The sequence below is a fragment of the Pseudomonas sp. VI4.1 genome (assembly GCF_002029345.1).
Classification (GTDB): Bacteria; Pseudomonadota; Gammaproteobacteria; order Pseudomonadales; family Pseudomonadaceae; genus Aquipseudomonas.
In genome coordinates, this window is the sequence record NZ_MULM01000143.1 from 1 (window position 1) to 16,672 (window position 16,672).

General features: G+C 56.8%; 14 protein-coding genes and 2 pseudogenes. 11 read left to right on the top strand and 5 right to left on the bottom strand.

All coding sequences use genetic code 11. The annotated features are described in order from the left end of the window. Both BZ163_RS12545 and BZ163_RS12550 read right to left on the bottom strand, forming a co-directional pair. On the bottom strand, positions 1 to 265 hold a 265-nt coding region (locus BZ163_RS12545), incomplete at its 3' end, for a hypothetical protein (protein WP_128871175.1). 126 nt (positions 266 to 391) lie between these two features. After that, positions 392 to 964, bottom strand: coding sequence for a chorismate mutase (locus BZ163_RS12550; RefSeq protein WP_128871176.1), 573 nt, complete (start codon positions 962 to 964; stop codon positions 392 to 394). A 227-nt stretch (positions 965 to 1,191) separates the two neighbouring features. Between BZ163_RS12550 and BZ163_RS12555 the strand changes: the two are divergent. Both BZ163_RS12555 and BZ163_RS12560 read left to right on the top strand, forming a co-directional pair. Beyond that, a pseudogene (locus BZ163_RS12555) lies at positions 1,192 to 2,176 on the top strand (GlxA family transcriptional regulator). 89 nt (positions 2,177 to 2,265) lie between these two features. After that, a pseudogene (locus tag BZ163_RS12560) lies at positions 2,266 to 2,496 on the top strand (metallophosphoesterase); the annotation flags it as partial. Positions 2,497 to 2,590: 94 nt separating this feature from the next. On the opposite strand, the gene BZ163_RS12565 reads toward BZ163_RS12560, so the two are convergent. Next, the gene (locus BZ163_RS12565) at positions 2,591 to 3,481 is read right to left on the bottom strand and encodes a LysR family transcriptional regulator (RefSeq protein ID WP_128871177.1); all 891 of its coding nucleotides are present in this window, start codon (positions 3,479 to 3,481) and stop codon (positions 2,591 to 2,593) included. A gap of 169 nt (positions 3,482 to 3,650) precedes the next feature. Here BZ163_RS12565 and BZ163_RS12570 point away from each other — a divergent pair, with 169 nt between their 5' ends. The 4 genes from BZ163_RS12570 (at position 3,651) to BZ163_RS12585 (ending at position 8,879) form a co-directional block, all read left to right on the top strand. Next, positions 3,651 to 4,733, top strand: coding sequence for a 4-oxalomesaconate tautomerase (locus BZ163_RS12570; protein WP_128871178.1), 1,083 nt, complete (start codon positions 3,651 to 3,653; stop codon positions 4,731 to 4,733). Positions 4,734 to 4,779: 46 nt separating this feature from the next. Beyond that, entirely contained in the window at positions 4,780 to 6,099 is a 1,320-nt protein-coding gene (locus BZ163_RS12575) for a dicarboxylate/amino acid:cation symporter (RefSeq protein ID WP_128871179.1), read from the top strand. 127 nt (positions 6,100 to 6,226) lie between these two features. Next, complete coding sequence (locus BZ163_RS12580) at positions 6,227 to 7,531, top strand: CitMHS family transporter (RefSeq protein WP_128871180.1); 1,305 nt, start codon at positions 6,227 to 6,229, stop codon at positions 7,529 to 7,531. A gap of 94 nt (positions 7,532 to 7,625) precedes the next feature. Beyond that, on the top strand, positions 7,626 to 8,879 hold the full coding sequence (locus tag BZ163_RS12585; protein WP_128871181.1) for an OprD family porin: 1,254 nt from the start codon (positions 7,626 to 7,628) through the stop codon (positions 8,877 to 8,879). 99 nt (positions 8,880 to 8,978) lie between these two features. Here the strand turns inward: BZ163_RS12585 and BZ163_RS12590 are convergent, their stop codons facing one another. After that, positions 8,979 to 9,554, bottom strand: a complete 576-nt coding sequence (locus BZ163_RS12590) for a hypothetical protein (RefSeq protein WP_128871182.1) — start codon at positions 9,552 to 9,554, stop codon at positions 8,979 to 8,981. Between the two features lie 157 nt (positions 9,555 to 9,711). Between BZ163_RS12590 and BZ163_RS12595 the strand changes: the two genes are divergently transcribed. Beyond that, positions 9,712 to 10,455, top strand: a complete 744-nt coding sequence (locus BZ163_RS12595; RefSeq protein WP_256578992.1) for a hypothetical protein — start codon at positions 9,712 to 9,714, stop codon at positions 10,453 to 10,455. A 143-nt stretch (positions 10,456 to 10,598) separates the two neighbouring features. Here BZ163_RS12595 and BZ163_RS12600 read toward each other — a convergent pair whose 3' ends face one another. Continuing rightward, positions 10,599 to 11,522, bottom strand: a complete 924-nt coding sequence (locus BZ163_RS12600; RefSeq protein WP_128871183.1) for a LysR substrate-binding domain-containing protein — start codon at positions 11,520 to 11,522, stop codon at positions 10,599 to 10,601. A gap of 193 nt (positions 11,523 to 11,715) precedes the next feature. Between BZ163_RS12600 and BZ163_RS12605 the strand changes: the two genes are divergently transcribed. The 4 genes from BZ163_RS12605 to argH all read left to right on the top strand — a co-directional run bounded on the left by BZ163_RS12605 (position 11,716) and on the right by argH (position 16,666). Then, on the top strand, positions 11,716 to 12,636 hold the full coding sequence (locus tag BZ163_RS12605) for an ABC transporter permease (protein ID WP_128871184.1): 921 nt from the start codon (positions 11,716 to 11,718) through the stop codon (positions 12,634 to 12,636). 7 nt (positions 12,637 to 12,643) lie between these two features. Continuing rightward, positions 12,644 to 13,507 carry an ABC transporter permease gene (locus BZ163_RS12610; RefSeq protein ID WP_128871185.1) on the top strand — a complete coding sequence of 288 codons (864 nt, stop codon included), beginning with the start codon at positions 12,644 to 12,646 and terminating at the stop codon, positions 13,505 to 13,507. 360 nt (positions 13,508 to 13,867) lie between these two features. After that, complete coding sequence (locus tag BZ163_RS12615; RefSeq protein WP_256578993.1) at positions 13,868 to 15,148, top strand: ABC transporter substrate-binding protein; 1,281 nt, start codon at positions 13,868 to 13,870, stop codon at positions 15,146 to 15,148. 6 nt (positions 15,149 to 15,154) lie between these two features. Then, positions 15,155 to 16,666, top strand: coding sequence for an argininosuccinate lyase (gene argH / locus BZ163_RS12620; RefSeq protein ID WP_128871186.1), 1,512 nt, complete (start codon positions 15,155 to 15,157; stop codon positions 16,664 to 16,666). Positions 16,667 to 16,672: the final 6 nt, after the last annotated feature.

The following is a 16,672-nucleotide window of genomic DNA, read 5'->3' on the forward strand; positions in this document are numbered from 1 at the left end:
TCAACCGATCCGAACCATCAGCAGCCACGCGATTCTCGATCAACCGATCCGAACCATCAGCAGCTACACGATTCTCGATCAACCGATCCGAACCATCAGCAGCTACACGATTCTCGATCAACCGATCCGAACCCCCCTCAGCCACACGACTCTCAATCAACCGATCCGAGCCGCCCTCAGCGACAACCGGGTGAGCGGAGGTAGCGGCGAAAGCGTTCACTGCAAAAACCGAGAAAGCGAGGCTGAGAAGGATTTGGCGTTTCATGATTGTGTGCTCCGGGGTGTAGGTGTCTGGTATGGAGGCGATGTTACGCCCCGGAGTTTTTAAGAGAACTTCATTGAGTTAATGGTGACTATTAACTCCGTCAATGGCTGCATCAACCAGGAACTCTCACCGATCAGCAACACACAGTTCGCCAGTAGCCCGTATCAGTGCCTGGCCATGCAAACCGTCCTTGATCAGGCCGGATCGCGCCGTGGCCAGCCAGTCCTGGCAGTTGGGGTCGGTGCGATAGGGCACGAACCTGGCGTATTGCTGCAACAGGCGGTTCTGCAGCTCATCCAGTTGAGGCCTGATCTGCCTGGCGAGATCCGGCCGTGGCGTGTCAGGCGCCTTGCCCGCCGCATGCCATTGCGCGATCAGGCCGTACTGCACCAACTTGTTGGCCTCCATCTGTGCACTGACCAATTCGGCGACGTCGTTCGGGTCCAGCTTGCGCGCCACGGCCAGCTTCCTCGCGTCGGCGATGACCTGCGCTTCCCGGGCACTGTCCTGGATCGGTTTGCCACTGTCCCACTTGGTCAGCGCCACCAGATCGGCAATGTTCAGGCGCTCGTTCATCGTCGCCAGCAGCGGCTGCAGGCTCTCGGGCGCCGGTCCGGGCGTGGCGGCCTGTGCGCCGCCAGCGAACAAGCCGAGCAGGGCGCAGGTCAGCAGCTGCGGTAAGCGTGGGGAATGGAGCATTGGCAACCTCATTGGACGCGGGATTCACAGGCAGGTGATGTGTAACACAGGTGTGGCAGGGCCGTTAAGGTGGCTGATTCACTTGCGCAGTCAGTTGCATAATCGCGCTAGGGCTTTTTGCGCTGGTGCAGGTAGCATGAACGCATTACCGGCGCGCCAAGCGACAGGCTGGTTAACGTAAACGAGTGGGTCGAACATTGATCGAACGACGTCAATTCAGCGGAGGCATGAAGGGTAAAAACCTCCGCTACCTGAATGAAAGCCCTGGCCAGCCTGCGCAGATGACTCGAGCGGGCTTTTTGCTGCTCGAGCACTTCTCGCTGCCTGCGTTCACCCAGGCACTGGATACCATTGTCACCGCCAATCTGCTGCGCCCCGGGTTGTTCTCATCGCGCACGTTCGGCCTGAACGACGCAGAAGTCGTCAGCGACCTGGGGCTGGTGATCCGCCCGGATGCACGCCTCGATTCTGCTGCGATCCACGACCTGGATCTGCTGGTCATCTGCGGCGGCTACAGGACAGAACTGAAGGCGAACGAGGAGTTCATCAACCTGTTGCGAGCGGCGACAGACCAGGGCGTCACGCTGGCCGGATTGTGGAACGGTGCATGGTTCCTCGGCAGGGCAGGCCTGCTCGACGGTTATCGCTGTGCAATCCACCCCGAACATCGCCCCGCGCTCGCCGAAATCGCCAAGGCGACCCAGGTCAGCAGCGAACCCTATGTCATCGATCGCGACCGGCTCACGGCGTCCAGCCCCTCCGGTGCATTCCATATGGCACTGGACTGGATCAAGGGCCTGCACGACAAAGCCCTGGTCGAGGGCATCGAAGACATCCTGGCGTTCGAGGAGTCGCGCTACCGGCGCATCAAACCCACTGAAAACATCTGCGTCAGCGCGCCCTTGCGCGAAGTGGTGAAGCTGATGGACGCCAACCTCGAGGAGCCGCTGGAGCTGGAGCAACTGGCCGTCTACGCCGGCCGCTCGCGTCGCCAACTCGAGCGCCTGTTCAAGGAGCAACTGGGCACCACGCCGCAGCGCTATTACATGGAGCTGCGGATCACCGAAGCCCGGTCGACTGCTGCAGCACACCGAGCTGTCCCAGGTCGACGTGCTGGTGGCCTGCGGGTTCGTTTCGCCCAGCCATTTCAGCAAGTGCTACAGCTCGTATTTTGGCTACAGGCCTTCCAAGGAAAAGCGCCTGGTCAAGTGACGGCCAGGCTTAGTGTGGCGACCCGAGCGCGCTGGCTCAGGTAATCCGTATTCATCATCATGAGCCTGCCCTGGAGCTGCACATGAAAGCAGACCTTGCTGGTGCATGACATTGCCGACGTGCCGGCGGAGCTGGATGCCGGGATAAAGCTGGTGATCACCGGCCATTCGCATAAGCCGCGCATAGACTGGCGCGGCGAACGGCTGTACCTCAACCCAGGCAGCGCGGGGCGGCGCAGGTTCAAGCTGCCGGTGACGCTGGCGCTGCTTGAGGTGCTTGAGGGCTCGATTGAACCGCGGCTGATTTCGTTATTGGAATGACCATTCGCTGAAATTCGGTCCCCAACCAAAAAGGAACCGCCGCACCGCCCCCCGCTGCATCGTCTTCTGCAAAATCAGGCTACGTAAGGGGACGTTACTGCGGCCACTGTTCAAGCAGTATCGAGACGAATTTTTCTGCCGCCGGGGAGAGTGAAGCGCCTCGTCGATAGACAAGCCCTAACGACCGATTGACCACAGGTTCGATCAGCGGAACGCTCACCAACGTCGGATGATCGCCCGCGGGCATTGCCAGGCTCGGCATCGCTGACACCCCGAGACCCGCTTCGACCAATCCTAGCGATGTAGAAAGATGCTGCACTTCGTAGAACCATTGGGGACGCCAGCTCAGCCCTGATAGCGCATGGTCCAGGAGCATACGGTTGCCGCTCAGACGCCCGACTCCGATCAGTCGGTAGTCGCTCAACTCGGACCAGCTTACCGAGGCGCGTTTCGCCAGCTCATGATCGCGTCGGCATGCCAATACGAACGGCTCGTTTACCAGCGGAACGAATTCTATGTCGGGGTGCTGGCCACTCATCATGTTGATACCGAAGTCGGCTTCACCGCGGAGCACCGACTCCAAGCCTTCATTAGCGCTCAGGTCGAGAAGGCGGATCCGGATTTTCGGGTAGCGTTCGTTGTAGATCCGAATCACCGAAGGCAGAAAGTAAAACGCCGCGGTGGGTATGCAGGCCAGGGTTACACGGCCGATCTGGCGTTCTGCCAGTTCGCGAATATTCAGAATGGAATCGTCGAAATCGTCCAGCAACCTGCGCGCCTTGGGCAAGAAATCACGTCCGACGCTGGTCAGGCTGACTTTGCGCGTGGTCCGATCGAGCAGGGCAGTGCCCAATCCCTCTTCCAGTTTTTTTATCCGCCGACTCAACGCGGGTTGCGAAAGGTGAAGCGCATCGGCCGCTTCGTGGAAGCTGCCGAGTTCGGCGATTTTCACGAAAGATCGGATGTCCTGAAGCTCATATTCCATTAGTCGTCTCGCCGTGGAAGGGGACTGATCGAGTGGTTCAACCTTAGTTATTTCTTTTGTGAAACGCAATAATCGCTCCGATCTTTGCATTGGAAACACCATTACATCCCTGTCACTCTTGTTTGCAAGACATCAATTGCTCCGATTGATCAACAAGAGTGAGTGGGCCATGCAACGTATTCCTTGTGTGTTAATGCGCGGCGGTACCTCAAAGGGGCCGGTTTTTCTCGCTTGGGATCTTCCGGTGTCCATTGAGCAACGCGATGAGCTGTTGCTCTCGGTCATGGGTTCCGGTCACGAGCTGGAGATCGACGGCATCGGCGGCGGCAGCCCGCAGACCAGCAAGGTGGCCATCGTCAGCCCTTCACTGCACCCGGATGCCGATGTGGATTACCTGTTCGTGCAGGTCATGGTTTCCCAGCGCCGGGTGGATACCGCGCCGAATTGCGGCAACATGCTTTGCGCGGTCGGGCCGTTTGCCATCGAGCAGGGCCTGGTCAAGGCAGGCGGCAACTCCACTCGCGTGCGGATCCGCAATCTCAACACGGGCACCTTCGTCACGTCTGAAGTGCACACCCCTGGCGGCAAAGTCAGCTATGAAGGCGATACCGTCATCGATGGCGTACCGGGCAGCGCAGCGCCGGTTCAACTGACATTTCTCGATGCGGCGGGCAGCAAGACCGGCAAGCTGTTTCCTACCGGCAACACCCAGGATTGCTTCGACGGCATCGCGGTGACCTGCATCGACATGGCGATGCCGATGCTCATTATCGAGGCGTGCCACCTGGGCAAGCGTGGTGATGAAACACCGGCCGAACTGGACGCCGACAAAGACTTTCTGCAGCGCCTCGAATCCCTGCGTTTGCAGGCGGGCAGGGCCATGGGGCTGGGTGATGTCAGCGACAAGGTTATCCCCAAGCCTGTACTGGTGTCGCCAGCCAAGGCGGGAGGCACGTTGCAGGTTCGTTACTTCATGCCGCACAACTGCCATCGAGCGCTGGCCATTACCGGTTCCATCGGTCTGGCCACGGCCTGTGTCAGCGAGGGCAGTGTGGTCGCGCAGATGCTCGGTTCCACCGCTGAGCCGCGGTTGCAACAGGTGCGAATCGAGCATCCGAGCGGTGGTATCGACGTCGTACTGTCATACACCGGGAATGACGGTAAAACGATCCGTGCCTCGGTGGTTCGTACCGCGCGAAGGTTGTTTTCCGGCTTTGTCTACGCCCCGGTTTCTCAACGACTCGCCGGGTAGTCGTCCCGCGTAGTCACTGTCGTCCTGCATCAGAACAATTCCAAAAATGGGTGATGCCATGAAAGTCGTAAAATCGCTCTACTTCCAGATCCTCTGCGCGGTACTGCTGGGTGTCGTTGTTGGCCATTTCTGGGCTCAACAGGCCATTGCCCTCAAGCCGCTGGGTGATGCCTTCATCAAGCTGATCAAGATGATGATCGCCCCCGTGGTGTTCTGCACTATCGTCACGGGCATCGCCGGGATGAGTGATAAGCGCTCCCTGGGTCGCTTGCTGAGCAAGACCATGCTGCTGTTTCTCGGGTTGACGGTGATCAGCCTGATCATCGGCCTGGTGGCGGTCTACCTGTTCAAGCCGGGCGCGGGCATGAATATCGATCCGAGCCAATTGAGCACCGCAGGGTTGTCGCAATACACGGAGTCGGCAGCCAAGCTTGGGGTCGTCGAGTTTTTCATGCACATCATCCCCGACACCTTCATCGGTGCGTTCAGCAAAGGTGAAGTGCTGCCCATCTTGTTTATCGCCGTGCTCTGCGGTTTCGCCCTGTCATCGCTGGGTGAGCGCGGCAAGCCTGTACTCGATGTGCTCGAAGCCGCATCGCAGATGGTTTTCAAGATCTTTTCCTACCTGATGCGCTTTGCGCCGATCGGTGCCTTCGGGGCGCTGGCGTTCACAGTCGGGCAGTACGGCATCACCTCGCTGGGTTCGTTGGCGAAGTTGATCATGACGTTGTACATCGCCTGCGGTTTCTTTGTCTTTGTGGTGCTTGGCAGCATTTGCCGCGCCCATGGTTTCAGCCTGTGGAAGTTGCTGCGCTACCTGCGTGAAGAGTTTTTGGTGGTGCTGGGGACGTCCTCTACCGAACCGGTGATGCCGCGCATGCTGGAAAAACTCCAGGCGCTGGGTTGCAAGAAAGGCGTCGTGGGGCTGGTGTTGCCGACGGGGTATTCGTTCAACCTCGATGGCACGGCGATCTACCTGTCGCTGGCGGCAATCTTTATTGCACAGGCCTGCAATATCGACCTGACCTTCACGCAGACCCTCACCATGCTGGCAATCATGCTGCTGTCCTCCAAGGGCGCAGCAGGGGTCACCGGTAGCGGCTTTGTGGCATTGGCCTCCACGCTGACGGTGATCCATGACATTCCGCTGGCAGGCCTGGCCTTGCTGATCGGTATCGACCGCTTCATGTCCGAAGCACGTGCGCTAACCAGCCTGGCAAGCAACGCCGTGGCGACCGTGGTGATCTCGATTTCCGAGAACGCCTGTGACCGTCAGGTCCTGCTCGCCACCCTGGACGGAAAAGCGCCGACGCCACTGGCAGACGATCAGGCCTGGGAACCTGCCGAAATCGCCAGACAGGGTTAATACCGCTACCCATAAACCTGCTCGTCACAACCCGCTACCAGACGTCACCGAGTGCGTCGTCTGGTAGTCTCGGGATCGTTCGTCTGTGCGTCGGTCTCGCCATCAATAACAACAAGAGAGATGCCCTATGCTCGCCTTACTCGGCCTGGCCATGGTGGTAGTGTTCACCTACCTGATCATGTCCAAGCGTTTGTCGCCGATCGTTGCGTTGACCGTGGTGCCGATCGTCTTTGCCCTGATTGGCGGTTTTGGCGGGACCACCGGGAAAATGATGCTCGACGGCCTGAAAATGGTCGCACCGTCGGCCGCGCTGCTGTTGTTCGCGATTCTGTTTTTCGGGTTGATGATCGACTCGGGATTGTTCGACCCGCTGATCCGCAAAATTCTCAAGCGGGTCAACGGCGACCCGATGAAAATCGCCATCGGCACCGCGCTGCTGTCGTTGACTGTGGCGTTGGATGGGGATGGCACCACCACCTACATGATCACCTGTGCGGCGATGCTGCCGCTGTATAAGCGCATCGGCATGAACCCGATGATCCTGGCCACGATTGCCATGCTGTCGCTGAGCATCATGAGCGGCTTGAGCCCTTGGGGTGGCCCGGCGACCCGGGCAATTGCTGCGCTGGGCGTGGATGCCGGAGACTATTTCATTCCGTTGTTGCCGACCATGATCGGCGGCGCCGCCTGGGTGGTGTTCACGGCATTTCTGCTGGGGCGCGCCGAACGCAAGCGGATCGGCAATACCCTGCTTCAGAGCGGCGGTGGTGATTGCTACATCAAGGCCATTCTGGAAGACACTCCGCACAAACGCCCGAAGCTGGCCTACGTGAACCTGCTGCTAGTGATCGGGGTCATGATTGCGCTGGTGATGGGCCTGGCCCATTCGGCGATTTTGTTCCTGATCGGTTTCGTCCTGGCGCTGATGATCAACTACCCGCAACTGGACATTCAAAAGGAACGCATCCTCGCCCATTCCGGCAACGCCATGACCGTGGTGCTGCTGGTGTTCGCCGCCGGCGTTTTCGCCGGGATTTTCTCTGGCACTAAAATGGTCGATGCCTTGGCACAGACGCTGGTGGAGTGGATTCCACCGTCCTGGGGGCACCTGTTTCCGCTGGTGGTGGCGATTACCAGCATGCCGCTGACGTTCGTGCTGTCCAACGACGCCTATTACTTCGGCGTGGTACCAATCCTCGCCAATGCAGCTGCGGCCTACGGCATCGACCCGGTGGAAATTGCCCGGGCGTCGGTCCTGGGCCAGCCGGTGCACTTGATGAGCCCGCTTGTCGCTTCGACCCTGCTGCTGGTGGGCATGGTCGATCGCGATATCGGCGACTTCCAGCGTGCCACCGTGAAATGGGCGGTACTCACTTCCCTGGTGATCACTGCGTTGGCTTTGCTGACCGGGGCCTTGACGCTGTTCGCCTGATTCACCCCTGACTCACCACTGGATCATTTCACGCGCCCGACCGTCGGCGCGCGGATATCTGCATCCTGAAAAACAACAACAAGAGTAGTTCGATATGACCCATTTCCTGACTCGCAGGGCGCTTTTACCTCTTCTGGGGATGTTGCCGATTGCAGGTGTTGATGCGAGCGATTTCATCGAAGACAGCAAACTGAAGTTGCAGCTGCGCAATGTCTACTTCAACGAAAACTTTCGTGATGAGCATGGCTTGAGTGCCCGTTCGGCCAGCACGGCTAAAAGTGAGCGCACCGAGTGGGCGCAGGGCTTCCTGCTGGATTTTCAGTCAGGCTTCACGCCCGGCGTCGTGGGTTTCGGGGCCGACGCCTTGGGTTTGCTGGGAGTCAGGCTCGATTCCGGGCGTGGCCGCAGCGGCACCGGGCTTCTTCCGGTGCATGACGACGGCCGGGCTGCGGACGAATTTGCCAGTGCCGGGGCCGCGGCCAAGGTCAAGCTGGCCAAGACCACGCTCAAGTACGGCACGCTGCTGCCCAAGACGCCTGTTTTGATCTACAACGACGCGCGCTTGCTGCCGCAGACCTATCAGGGGGGACAAGTCATCAGCACCGACATCGATAACCTGACCCTGACAGCGGGCCATCTGGACCGTTTCAAGCTGCGCGATTCCACCGATAGCGTACCGATCGTTGCCGATGGTTACACCGGCGACAAAGGCGGGAATTTCACCTACGCCGGTGGCGACTACAAACTCGGCAAGCACACGCGCTTGAGCTACTTCCATGGCGAGCTGGAAAACTTTTATCGTCAGGACTTTGCAGGCATCCAGCACGATTTTCCGTTAGGCCCCGGGATGTTGACGGGCGACCTGCGCTACTTCAACAGCCACGACGACGGACGCGCCTACGCCTCGACAATCGATAACGAGATGCTCAGCGGTCAGCTGTCTTACGCGGTTGCCGGGCATACCTTTGGAGGCGGTTATCAAAGACTCAGCGGTACCGCAGGACTGCCTTACATCAGTGGTGCAACGGTGTACTCGTTCAGTAACGTCGGTATCGGCAAGTTCATCGAAGAGGACGAAAAAACCTGGATGCTCAGCTACGGTTATGACTTTGCGCCCTTGGGTGTACCAGGCCTGACGTTCATGACCCGTTACCTGAAGGGCAACGATGGCAAGTCCGACACCCAGATCAAAGAGTCCGAACGTGACACTGAACTGGCTTACGTCATCCAGAGCGGTGCATTCAAAGGCCTGGGGGTGAAAGTGCGTAATTATGTCTATCGCGCGGACTTCGCACGTGGCCGCGATAGTAATCGGATTTATTTCACCTACGACATTGCGATCTGGTAAGGGTATTTCTCAACCAGCGGATCAAAGGGGTCTGCACGACAAAGCCCTCGTCGAACACATCCTGGCGCGATAGCCACGCCGCTTTTTTGTCTGGTCAGTTCAGGCCTCACCCTGCCAATGTCGACACTTCGAGGTCTTTCCCACGCCAGGATTGAATGCATTACACGGGTCCAGCTTTTGATAGAACGCCTTCAAATCGGCCTTCGCAGGATAGAGATGGCCGACGTTATGCTCTGCCGGGTATTCGGCGCCACGTTCATCCAGTAGCGCCCACATTGCATGCTCCACCGCTTGGCAATCGCGGCCCTTGCGCACGATGTAATCCTGGTGGAAGACGTGACAGAAGAAATGCCCGTAATACAGCTTCAGGATCAGCTGCTGCTCGATGGACGCCGGCAGTGTCTCGAACCAGTCACGGTCGTTGCGCGCCAGGGCGATATCCAGCGCCACGATATCCTCGACCGCTTTGTCATGGATCGCCCGATACCGAATCGCCGCCCCGGCCGCGGCGAATCGATGCAGGAATGCCTTGCTGCCTTCCTCGGCGGTACAGCGAAAGAAATCGCCCTCGCGACCCTCGAACAATTGACTCAGATACGCCTGGGCCGGCGCAATCGAAGCGGCTGATACCTTGAGCATCAAGTAATGCTCATAACGTTGGCGATAGTCGGCCATGCGCTTTCCACTATTTTCTCAACTCATCCACGAGCAGCACTCCCGCCCCTGATGGCAAAATCGAAAACACCGTAGACGGCTGCAATCTTGGTGTGATTCCCTTAGCGTGACTGACGAACTATTGCTCAGCTGTCGACCCTGAAGATACGGATTGGTCATGAAACTCATGGAATGGGCTGACCTCAAGGTCCTCTACAAACGCAGTCGAAAACAACCTAATAAACTATTGTTCAAGCGCGAAAATGCCCGGAGGTTATGGCCCATGTGGGCGGCCGTGGCTTCAACAATACCGCTTGTTGTGTTCGCGGGCCTGGGCATAAAGAACCCGGCGCTGATTCCCTACGCCTACATAGTCCTCTTTCCCTGGGCGCTTACGCTCTATCTCACCCGTCTCAAAGCGCTTCAAACGGTTTATCCACGGGAGTTCGCCGAACATGCCATCGACCGTCAGTCCTCGCTAGGTAAGGAAAACATCCTTTGCTATGCCTTCTTTCTGGAAGCGCTGCGTGATGAGGGCTACACGGCCGCGAAGCTCCGGGAGTTATCGGCCTATGCTGACCTGACCGGTAAACCAGCGAGGCCGGCATTGTCGCAAAACCTGGGCTTTGCCTCGCTCGTCGCTTTTATGGTCGCCCTTTGCACCGAGGTCATTAAAGCCACGCCATTTTTTACGTTGGGTAAGGGCTGGGTATTTGTGATGATGGGTATCGTCTTGCTGGTCATTTCCGGGCTGATTTTGGACGGCATTCACAGTCCGGCCTATGAGAGGGCTTGGGTAAAACGCTATCTGGACATGGCGGCCTATGACCTGGAGGAGCCGGTTCAGGTCATCCCGCGGGACAGTTCCGAGGCACCCACGCGGGACGCCCCGTCCGCCGAAGTCACACCGTCACCTGCGTAAGACCGGCAACGAAAAGTCTAACATTCGCCTTAGGAATGTTAGGGAGTCGAGCAGTGACACCCTCTCGGTGAGCCGCCACGCTGAACACTATTCCAATTAGAAAGGAATACTCGCCGCCGTGATGATCACGTGAATGGTTTGGCTTAATACGCCTCCCGGGGAATCATGGAAATGAATTCCGATTTGAAGATGCCTTCCATTACCCGCATAAAGTCCGACGCCAACTTGGAGCGTTGCTGATGACTGGGAAACACCATGGACACTTCGAATGGAATGTCTTGATCAAGTTTTCTGAACGTGATCCCCGGGTATTTCGAGTAGGACGCCGTGAAGGGATCGCATACCGCGATTCCCAGCCCGCCGGACACCATGCCGCAGGCGGAGTGGGCTGCAGTGGTTTCCACGCAAGATAAACCAACAATACCGCGAGCCTCCATTGCAGACGTAATCCGGCGCTGTAGCGGGTTATTGGTATTCAGTGAAATCAATCGACGCTCATGTAAATCGTCCAATGAGACGACCTCTTTAGCGGCCAGTACATCGTCAACCGGCATCACGCACACTGCACTGATGGGGGGCAGGGGGATCGCCTGGATCCCGGGATAGTCCCCCGAGGGGATCTGCACAAAACCAATATCTATCTGGTTTGCCGATGTCAGTTCCAGGATACCCAGAGAGTTTCGCACGTCCAGAGACGTTCTGACCTCGGGGTGTTTTCGTGCGAAGCGACAAACACCTTCGGCCACGACACTGAGCCCCAGTGTACTCATCGAACCAATCCGCAATGTGCCTGTACGGAGCGATACCAGGTCCTCGGCAATGCGCTCGATTCGCTCGATACCCTGATAGAACTTATCGACTTCTGCGTATAAGAACTGAGCTTCAGCGCCAGGAATGAGGCGGTTGCCCTCTCGGCGAAACAGCCGAAGAGAAAGTACGGTTTCAAGGTCGCGTATGAGTCTGCTGACAGCGGGTTGGGTTATCTGTAGCGCTTCAGCGGCAATGGTCATGCTACCCGTGAGCATGACTGTTCGAAAGGCTTCCAGTTGGCGGGGATTCAGCTTCATCGTAGCGCTCGGCCGGTCGTGGGGGGGTACCAGCCGCTGAAGGTATAACATTTTGTTATGTGCGTCCAACACGTTACAGGTTTGATATGGCGAGGGTACAGAGCGATGATTTTACTCGCGTAGTTTTAGCAAACAGCATAGCCCGGCAATAAGTGCCGAGTACCGCTGATGTAAAATAAAAAGAGGGCAGCTCGTGCTGAATTATACCATCCGCAGGTTATTACTCCTGCTACCGATGCTAGTGGGAGTATCCATTGTGGTATTCCTGGTCATGCATTTCATTCCGGGCGATCCGGCTCAATTAGCGGCTGGACCTGATGCGACTGAAGAGGACGTTGCGCAAATACGGCAAAACTACGGGTTGGATCAACCACTCGTAACCCAGTACATCATTTATGTAAAGAAAATTGCCACCGGTGACTTTGGAGAATCGTTCCAGACGTTTACTCCGGTACTGGAAGGCATTGCACGAACACTCCCAGCCACTATTGAACTAACGGCAGCGGGCATGTTGCTCGCTGTTATCATTGGCGTGCCACTCGGTATTATCGCCGCTCTAAGGCCCAGGGGATTTCTTGACAGTTCGCTGACTACGGTTGCAGTGCTCGGTATATCAATGCCCGGCTTCCTGCTCGGGCTTATATTGATGTCGATATTTTCGGCGAACCTGGGGTGGCTCCCGCCAACCGGTAGAGGCGGGTGGCAGCATTTGATATTACCGGCCTTGACGCTTGGCCTGCCTTATGTTGCAACGTTTTCGCGGTTGGCGCGATCCACGATGATGGATGTGCTGAAAGAAGATTATATCCGTACCGCCTATGCGAAAGGTGTACCCGCTTACAAAGTTGTCCTCAAACATGCGCTTTCCAACGCGTCGATCCCGCTTGTTACGGTCTTTGGGATGGACTTCGGTCGACTGCTGGGCGGCGCCGTTATTGTCGAAACCGTATTTGCCTGGCCGGGCATGGGGCGATTCCTGATTGATGCAATTATGGCTCGAGACATTTATGTAGTCCAAGGCACCGTCCTTGTGTTTGCGGCCTTAGTCGTTATTATCAATTTAATGGTGGACCTCGTATATGGCATCCTCGACCCTCGCATCAGTTACAACTGAGGCTGACATGCTACTGCCGAAAAAACGTCGGTTGGGCTTTATCAGCTTCCTTATATCCAATAAACGCTGGTTCGCACTGAGTGCCTTTGTGGTTATCCTGGTCATGGTGGCGGCTGCACTCTGCGCGCCTTTTCTGTTCGACTGGGATTCGGTAACCAAAATCAACTTGTCCAAGTCGCTTATCGGGCCTGGAACCGAATCCTTGCTCGGAACTGATCAACTGGGCAGAGACTTGTTGGGACGCGTCTTGTGGGGCGCGCGCATTACGCTCACTGTCGCGGTCTCCAGTGTGGGCATTGCAATGCTTGTCGGCGTCTCGGTGGGTGCTGCTTGCGGGTATTACAACGGTGCCATCGCCAGTCTGGTGATGCGAGTCATGGACTCCATGATCGCATTCCCCAGGACGCTGGTCGCTATCCTGGTCATTACCGTTGCGGGCAATAGCATATTAAGTCTGACGCTGGCCATTGCCATTTCGAGCATTCCGATTTATGTCCGTTTCTTTGCCGGGCCTGTCATGGCATTGAGAAACAGGGAATTTGTACTGGCCTCCAAATCTATCGGTGTCGGCGATCTACGGTTGTTGCTGGTGCATATCCTGCCCAACATTGGCTCGTTGGTCATCATTCAGGCAACCGTATCGCTGGCCGAAGCAATCCTCATTGGTTCCGGGCTTAGCTTCCTGGGTCTTGGCCCACCTCCACCAACGCCGGAGTGGGGTTCGATGATTTCCGAGTCGCGGCCTTTGTTGACCACACACCCCTATGTCTTGATCGCGCCTGGATGCGCCCTCGTCTTGACCATATTGAGCTTCAACATTGTTGGCGATGCACTGCGGGACTACATCGATCCGAAATCGCGCAACGCTTGATTGAGATTGGTGTGGCGTAGTCGCCATGAGTTTCCACGAGAGTTATCGAGCGAGAAAGATTATGAGGCGCGTAAATATCCTGGCAGTGCTCATACGTTGTTTTGCTGTTCCAGGCATCATCGGGTTGTCGGCAGGTTTGTTGTCTGTCGCCAACGCTAAACAGATGGAACAATTAACCTTCGTTCAAGGTTCTGATATTGATACTTTGGACCCCGCCATTTCCCGTAGTGTCCCGTCCTATAATGTGATCGATCACCTGTTCAACAGATTAATCGCCTGGGACGTCGCGACCGCTCTAACTTTGTAGCTGATCTGGCAGAATCATGGTCCAGGTCTGAAGATGGCAAACAATGGACATTTGTGCTGAGGCAGGGAATAAAGTTTCATGACGGTACCGATTTCAACGCCGAGGCGGTGAAGTTTAATTTAGACAGAATTCGCGACCCCAAGCTGGGTTCTCCGCATCGTTCCTATTATGCGGATATCCTGTCGGTGGATGCCTTATCGCCGTATCAGGTCAGGGTCACGACAAAAAATCCTTCCCCCACCATGCTGGAACTTCTGGCGAAAGAATCCTCGTCGATCAATAGCCCGGCAGCCGTTGCAAAATACGGGCGGGCCTATGGGCATCATCCAGTCGGTACCGGTCCCTATATTTTTGATAGCTGGATACCCAATGACCAGGCCGTTATTGAAAAAAATACCTTGTTTCATGGCGTCGGTGGCAAACCATCAAAAATAGTGTTCCGTCCGGTCAGGGAAGATTCTTCAAGAGTCATCGAACTTCGGACCAAAAATGCTGATGTCGCCGCTAACTTGTCGCCAGAAGCCGCTATCGAGTTGAAGGAACTTAACAAGTCAACATTGCTCCGGGTGCCCAGTACATTTCAGGTGTTTTTCGAAATGAACCTGACCAAGCCGCCATTCGACGATGCGCGTATACGCCGCGCGGTCAGCATGGCCATTGATCGCCAGGCCTTGGTCAACAAGGTACTGCTTGGCTATGGCAAAGTTCCTACGGGGCCATTTCCAGAAGGAACGCAAGCGCGACGTGCATTTACACCGGTGAAGTACGACCCTGATGCGGCGAAGAAAATCATTAACGAAGTCTATCCGGGTGGCTACCCGGGAACCATTGTCATGTGGACCCCGGCGGGTCGTTATACCAAGGATCGCCAAGTCGCCGAGGTTGTTCAAGGCTATCTCAATGCCGTTGGATTGAAAACCGAGTTCAAAGTATGGGAATGGGCCACGTATCAAAAAAGTTTGTATCGTCCCGACCCGGGGAAGGGCACGGGCAAAGGTACCAACGATGCGAACATGTGGTTACTGGGTACTGGTATCTCGGATGCCGACATTCGCCTGCGACGCAAGTTGTCCACCGGTGATCCGCAGAATCTGACCGGATATAGCAACCCCGATGTAGACAAACTCCTCCAGCTTGCCTCGCGTGAACTGGATCAAAAACAACGCATGGCTTATTACGGTCAGATACAACAGATCCTGTGGGAACAGGATCCAGACAATCTGCCGCTGTTTGACCAAGAGCAGATTATCGGCGTGCGTAAAGATTTGAATGGCCTGGATGTTGATTACGAAGGGACCATCGATTTCAAGAATGTAGAACTTATCGAGCGGTGATTTAAAATGTCGAATGCCCATGCACATGCCAACGAAATCCTATTGACCGATGCTCGCCTGAGTGCACCCGCTGCTGAGCGCATGGTCAAATATCATGATATTCCGGCGCTTGAAACCGAGAAGCGCCAGTTTCATGAATTCGTGGAAGTTGATTTAGCGCATACGGTGATGCTCGTCGAGCAGCAGATCCTGTCTGAATCAGTCGGCCAGGCCATCCTGGCGGAGCTGCGACGGATACGCGATATGTCTCCCTCGGACTTTCCATTTGATGTAAGGAAAGGCAGCTTTCTGCTGCAAGTCGAATCCTACCTGTTCTCTAGAATTGGTGAAGATTCAGCGGGCCAAATGCATACAGGCCGCAGTCGTATCGACCAGGGTGCAACGGTGCGTCGCCTGTACGACCGCAAGCGCATTCTGGCCGTCCTGGATCGTATCAATGAATTCCAGGTTGCGCTGATCCAGAAAGCCGCACAGCATTCGGGCACCATCATGCCGGGCTATACCCATATGCAGCATGCTCAGCCCTGGGTCTTTGGCCACTACCTGCTGAGCTTTACCTCGAGGTTGCACGACAGCTTCAGCCGCCTGACGCATGCCTACGGCAGGGTCAATCGTAATCCTCTTGGCGCAGTCGGCCTGGCGGGTACGTCCTGGCCGTTGGACCGCGGTCGCACCGCCCATTTGCTGGGTTTCGACAGTCTGGTGGAAAACTCCAAGCTGGGCCGGGAAGCGTGGTACGCCGCAGAGACTATCGGCGCGTTGTCATTCGTCATGGCTGACCTGAACGATCTCGCGACCGACTTGCACATCTGGTCGAGTGTCGAATTCGCGACCGTAGAGAGCCACGATGGCTATTGCGGTACCAGCAGCATCTTCCCGCAGAAGAAAAACCCCAGTGGCCTGGAAACCATTAAAAAGGCCGCGGGGGGCTCCGTTACCTGGCTCAGCACGGCACTGGCGACGTTCAGGTCCGAAGGGACCGGCGATCAGGCCATGCGCGACCTGCCGTTGATTCATGAGGCGCTCGAGATCACAGAGGGGATGCTGGACCTCTTTACCGGCATCATCGAAACGCTGGTGGTGCATGAAGACCGGATGGCGGCCCTGCTGTCCGGAAGCTGGTGTACCGCCAGCAACCTCGCCGACGTTGTCGTTCGCGATCGTGGCATCTCGTTCCGCCAGGTCCACCACGTCGTGGCACGCCTGGTCCGTAACTGCTTGCTCGCCGGCGTCTCGCCGGGAATGGTCACCGGTGCGGCACTGGATCAAGCGGCGGTGGAAACCATAGGTTCACCGCTCGGGTATTCGGATGCGCAGGTCCGCGACGCCTTGAACCCGCGGCGGTTTGTTGAAACCCGTATCTCTGCGGGTGGAGTGGGCCCGGACGAAGTCCAGAGGTTGTTGTCGATAGCCCGCAATGAACTGCAGCAGGACTGCGAGTGGGTGACTCAACACAGGCTGAAAGTCGCCGAGTCCCGCACTGACCTCGACGCCGCCGTCGCCAAGATCGTCGACTGAAGGAGC

Bases quoted from the DNA above. Each gene is read 5' to 3' on its own strand.
- BZ163_RS12550 (WP_128871176.1), bottom strand. From the start codon at position 964: ATGCTCCATTCCCCACGCTTACCGCAGCTGCTGACCTGCGCCCTGCTC.
- BZ163_RS12565 (WP_128871177.1), bottom strand. From the start codon at position 3,481: ATGGAATATGAGCTTCAGGACATCCGATCTTTCGTGAAAATCGCCGAA.
- BZ163_RS12570 (WP_128871178.1), top strand. From the start codon at position 3,651: ATGCAACGTATTCCTTGTGTGTTAATGCGCGGCGGTACCTCAAAGGGG.
- BZ163_RS12575 (WP_128871179.1), top strand. From the start codon at position 4,780: ATGGGTGATGCCATGAAAGTCGTAAAATCGCTCTACTTCCAGATCCTC.
- BZ163_RS12580 (WP_128871180.1), top strand. From the start codon at position 6,227: ATGCTCGCCTTACTCGGCCTGGCCATGGTGGTAGTGTTCACCTACCTG.
- BZ163_RS12585 (WP_128871181.1), top strand. From the start codon at position 7,626: ATGACCCATTTCCTGACTCGCAGGGCGCTTTTACCTCTTCTGGGGATG.
- BZ163_RS12590 (WP_128871182.1), bottom strand. From the start codon at position 9,554: ATGGCCGACTATCGCCAACGTTATGAGCATTACTTGATGCTCAAGGTA.
- BZ163_RS12595 (WP_256578992.1), top strand. From the start codon at position 9,712: ATGAAACTCATGGAATGGGCTGACCTCAAGGTCCTCTACAAACGCAGT.
- BZ163_RS12600 (WP_128871183.1), bottom strand. From the start codon at position 11,522: ATGAAGCTGAATCCCCGCCAACTGGAAGCCTTTCGAACAGTCATGCTC.
- BZ163_RS12610 (WP_128871185.1), top strand. From the start codon at position 12,644: ATGCTACTGCCGAAAAAACGTCGGTTGGGCTTTATCAGCTTCCTTATA.
- argH (WP_128871186.1), top strand. From the start codon at position 15,155: ATGTCGAATGCCCATGCACATGCCAACGAAATCCTATTGACCGATGCT.